A 3,736-nucleotide genomic window follows, 5' to 3' on the forward strand; every position below is an offset into this window, starting at 1 on the left:
GGTGGCGGCGGGGGAGGAGGAGTCACGTCTGCGACGTAAGGAACAAAGGTTGCCTTGACGTCGGGAGAAAGCAAAAGATTCTTTGGGCCGTATTTTTGCCGTTTGGCGGTGATCGTGGTTTTGTCTTCGGGAAAATCGGCGTTGATGGTTTCTTCAAATTCCGGTTGGGCTTTGGAGCCGCGCGCCACCGTCCAGCGAATCAAACCGTCTTGTGTCGTCTCTTCATTGTCAAGCCCGACTTCGATGCGGATGTAACGATTGCTGGTGAAAAGCTGGCTCTGTTGCGGATCGAACGGAACCCAGCCGAGATCGGGAAAATAAACATCGATCCAGGAATGCCGGCCCTGCGCCATGCCCAACGTCAAACGGCCCTCCTCAGTATTGGCGTCAAAGGAACGATTGAGTGTGACGCCGTTGACGATGCGCACCGGAATGCCGACCGCACGCATCAACGCGGCGGAGAGATGGGAATAATTTTGGCAATTACCCTTGCCGGTGTTGAACGAGTAAATCGCGTCATAACTCGGCGGCGTCAAAACATAATCGACATGATCGACAACCCACGAGAGAATCCGTTGCACCGCATCGAATTCGGTAGTCACACCGCGCGTCAGTTCTTTGGCTTTTGCTGCGATAAGGGGATTGTCTGCTGCCACCTGCTTGGTTGAAGCCAGATAAGCGGTTTCCGGACCGGTGAGCGCCGCGAGCGGAAAAGGCGCAGTTGTGTTGATCGTGTTGAGCTTTACCCAATTCGAGGCGGTCAAAGAAACCGAGGCCACGATCGTTGCCGTGGGCTGCCGCCAGGTGGCGGTGATGACTTTGTTGCCGCGCGAGTCGAGCTTTTCCTCACGCTGCGTTGGCGCAGGATTGAATTGCAGATTGAGGTTGGCGATATCTTGATTGTAAGTAGGCGAGTTGAATGACGCAGGAATCACGGTACTGATGATGAGTGAATTGATGCCGGCCGCGGGCACCAGCCGCTGCGAGAGCGTGTAGTTGATGCGAGACACCTGGCTGCCGTTGAGCGTATAGTTCTCTCTTCCCGTGATCATTGTGGCAAAGGCCAAGATCAACAGAGTGAACAAAACTGTTTCGCGGCGCATGACGTTTGTTCTCCTAAAATCAAATGAAGTATTATATCAAATCGAAACAGCCCCAATTGCCGCAAGGGCTGCACGAAGAACTGCGGTTTTCAGCTTATTTAAAAATTGGCTATTTAAGCGAAACTGTCAAATTTGAGTATAAAGGCAAAGATACCTCCAGCGGATCGAAACAACCCAACAAATGAACGGCTTTTATCAGTTGGGTTGTTTCGATCTGCTGGCATTTTTTTTGAGCCTGTTTGGGTGCGACTCGTTCGCGTTGGGATCCTTACGATTTCGATGGTCGCTTGCGCAGCTTCGGCCCCTGTGGCGTGTCTTCAATCTCCCAGCCCGCCGCCTTGATTTGATCGCGCAGGGCATCGGAATCTTTCCAGCGTTTTTCCTTGCGCGCGAGCTGCCGCTGCTCGACGAGCATCATGATCTCACTCGGCACGGTTTCTTGCTTCGGTTGCCATTCCGCCAGACGCAAGCCCAGCACGCGATCAAACTCGAACAACGTCGCTTTTTTGACAGCCAGCGGCAAATTGCTTTTAACCAATTCCCACATCACTGCCAGGCCGCGCGGCGTGTTGAGATCGTCGTTGATTTGTTCGAGAAATTTGCGGCGAGAATCTTCATCTATTTTGCCCGGCGCGCCCCAATCAAACATCGTCGTGCGCAGGCGTTGCAATGCAGTTTCCGCGCCGTCAAGACTTTCCCAGGTGAAATTCAATTGCGTGCGATAATGCGCGCCCAGACAGAGCATGCGATAGGCGAGCGGGTCGTAACCGCGATCGATCAGCGTTTGCACGCGCAGAAACTCGCCTGCAGATTTTGCCATTTTTGCGTCATCAAGCTGCAGGAAATAGCCGTGCATCCAAAAGTTTGCGAGGCGTGTTCCGTGACAAGCCTCGGTTTGCGCGATCTCATTGGTATGATGCACGGTAATGTGATCTTCGCCGCCGCAATGAATATCGAAAAAAGGGCCAAGATATTTTTCCGACATGGCCGAGCATTCGGTGTGCCAGCCTGGAAACCCCATGCCCCACGGGCTTTCCCATTCCATCTGCCGTTTTTCATCAGCCGGACTGAACTTCCACAATGCAAAATCCGTGGGATTGCGTTTTTCTCCCACTTCAACGCGCTCGCCGGCGCGCAAGCCTTCAATGTCGAGCCGCGCGAGATAGCCGTAATTCGGCAGCTTGGAAGTATCGAAATAGATGCCGTCAGAGGTGCGGTACGTGAATCCCTTTTTTTCGATGCAGCGAATGGTTTCAATTTGTTCGCGGATATGATCCGTAGCGCGGCACCAAATGGTGGGTGGGAGGATGTTCAAGCGCTGCATATCGTCCTGAAAGGCTTGCGTGTAAAATGCCGCAATTTCCCAGGCGGTTTTACCGGTGCGGCGCGCGCCTTTTTCCATTTTATCTTCGCCGGTATCGGCATCGGAAACGAGATGGCCGACATCGGTGATGTTCATCACGTGTTTGACGTTGTAGCCATTGAATTCCAGCACACGGCGCAAAATGTCTTCGAAGAGGTAGGTGCGCAGATTGCCAATGTGGGCATAATCGTAAACCGTGGGGCCGCAGGTGTAAAGCCCGACTTCATCGGCGCGCAAGGGTTTGAACTCACGCAAGCTGCGGGTATAGGTGTCGTAGAGGTGAAGGGGTGTGTGCATGCGTTTTCTCAACGTTCCAAAAGTTTCGGCAAATCGGCTGTCACAATTCTTGTGCGTTGCAGCGCTGGTCAAAGCCAGTCTTCGTCAGTTTCATCTTCAGGATTGCCGGCTGAAATCGGATATCCCATGATCTTGTCGTAAACAAAGCTTGCAATGTTTGCATCGATGCGCTTGCTTTCAGATTCAAACAGGAATGCAACTTTGCTGCAATCAAACGCGCCTTCCACGATCAGCACCGGGCTGGCTTTCGATTTGCCCGATCTCTTTTCGCCCTCGTCCACGCGATAATGCGCATAGCGGTTCGGCTGTTCCCAGCGCACCGCGCGCTGGTGGCCGCGCTTGTCGTAGTACAGTTCAAACGAGATGATTTCATCTTGATGATCGTGCCAGACAATCAAATCAAAATAGTCGTCCTCGAACCAGCGGCGTTTCGGTTCGTGAATGAGTTGGGCGATGGAGTTGATTTCACGGAGCATGATGGTTATTCATAATGAGTTGCAATTTCGTGAACTGCTGTAGATCCTTCCCAACAACAAAATCGAGTATCTCCTTTTGCTGCGGCTCCGGCAGTCGTTGTGCTTATCGATGAATTTTGTCTATCGTGCTCAGAAACGAACTCCTTGTATGATTTGGTCACATCTGAATTTTGCAATTTTTCTGCTCGCCTCCGCCTGAGAATGAATTCTCAGGCTCAAAGCTAAAGTCGCCTAAAGGCGACTGATCATCACGTGTGAGAAAAGTCGGCTTGAGCCGACTTAAGCCTTGAGCCTGCGATTTCAATCGCAGGCGGAGGTAAGAACAAATACCGTGCAAAATTCAGGTCACAACTATCTCAGAACCCGTATTTCGCCCGCCGCATCTCGAACGCCCGCTGCCCGCCTTCCAGCACTTGTTCGACGAGCAGCTTCACGGATTCACGGTCGATTGAGCCGACATGGGTTTCGTGAATATGGGCGCGCATGGCTTTGCCGTC

3 protein-coding genes are annotated in these 3,736 nt (G+C 52.4%); all 3 read right to left on the reverse strand.

What is annotated here, in order from left to right; translation table 11 throughout:
- Positions 1-1,103, reverse strand: a 1,103-nt coding sequence (locus FBQ85_27845; protein ID MDL1878947.1) for a transglutaminase domain-containing protein, incomplete at its 3' end; no start/stop codon positions are given.
- Between the two features lie 268 nt (positions 1,104-1,371).
- Positions 1,372-2,763 carry a cysteine--tRNA ligase gene (locus FBQ85_27850; GenBank protein ID MDL1878948.1) on the reverse strand — a complete coding sequence of 464 codons (1,392 nt, stop codon included), beginning with the start codon at positions 2,761-2,763 and terminating at the stop codon, positions 1,372-1,374.
- Between the two features lie 68 nt (positions 2,764-2,831).
- Positions 2,832-3,239 (reverse strand): hypothetical protein, encoded by a 408-nt coding sequence (locus FBQ85_27855; GenBank protein MDL1878949.1) that lies wholly within the window; start codon positions 3,237-3,239, stop codon positions 2,832-2,834.
- Between the last annotated feature and the right edge of the window lie 497 nt (positions 3,240-3,736).

The organism is Cytophagia bacterium CHB2 (assembly GCA_030263535.1).
Classification (GTDB): domain Bacteria; phylum Zhuqueibacterota; class Zhuqueibacteria; order Zhuqueibacterales; family Zhuqueibacteraceae; genus Coneutiohabitans.

Excerpts from the sequence above, each read along its gene's own strand:
- FBQ85_27850 (MDL1878948.1), bottom strand. The coding sequence starts at position 2,763 with ATGCACACACCCCTTCACCTCTACGACACCTATACCCGCAGCTTGCGT.
- FBQ85_27855 (MDL1878949.1), bottom strand. The coding sequence starts at position 3,239 with ATGCTCCGTGAAATCAACTCCATCGCCCAACTCATTCACGAACCGAAA.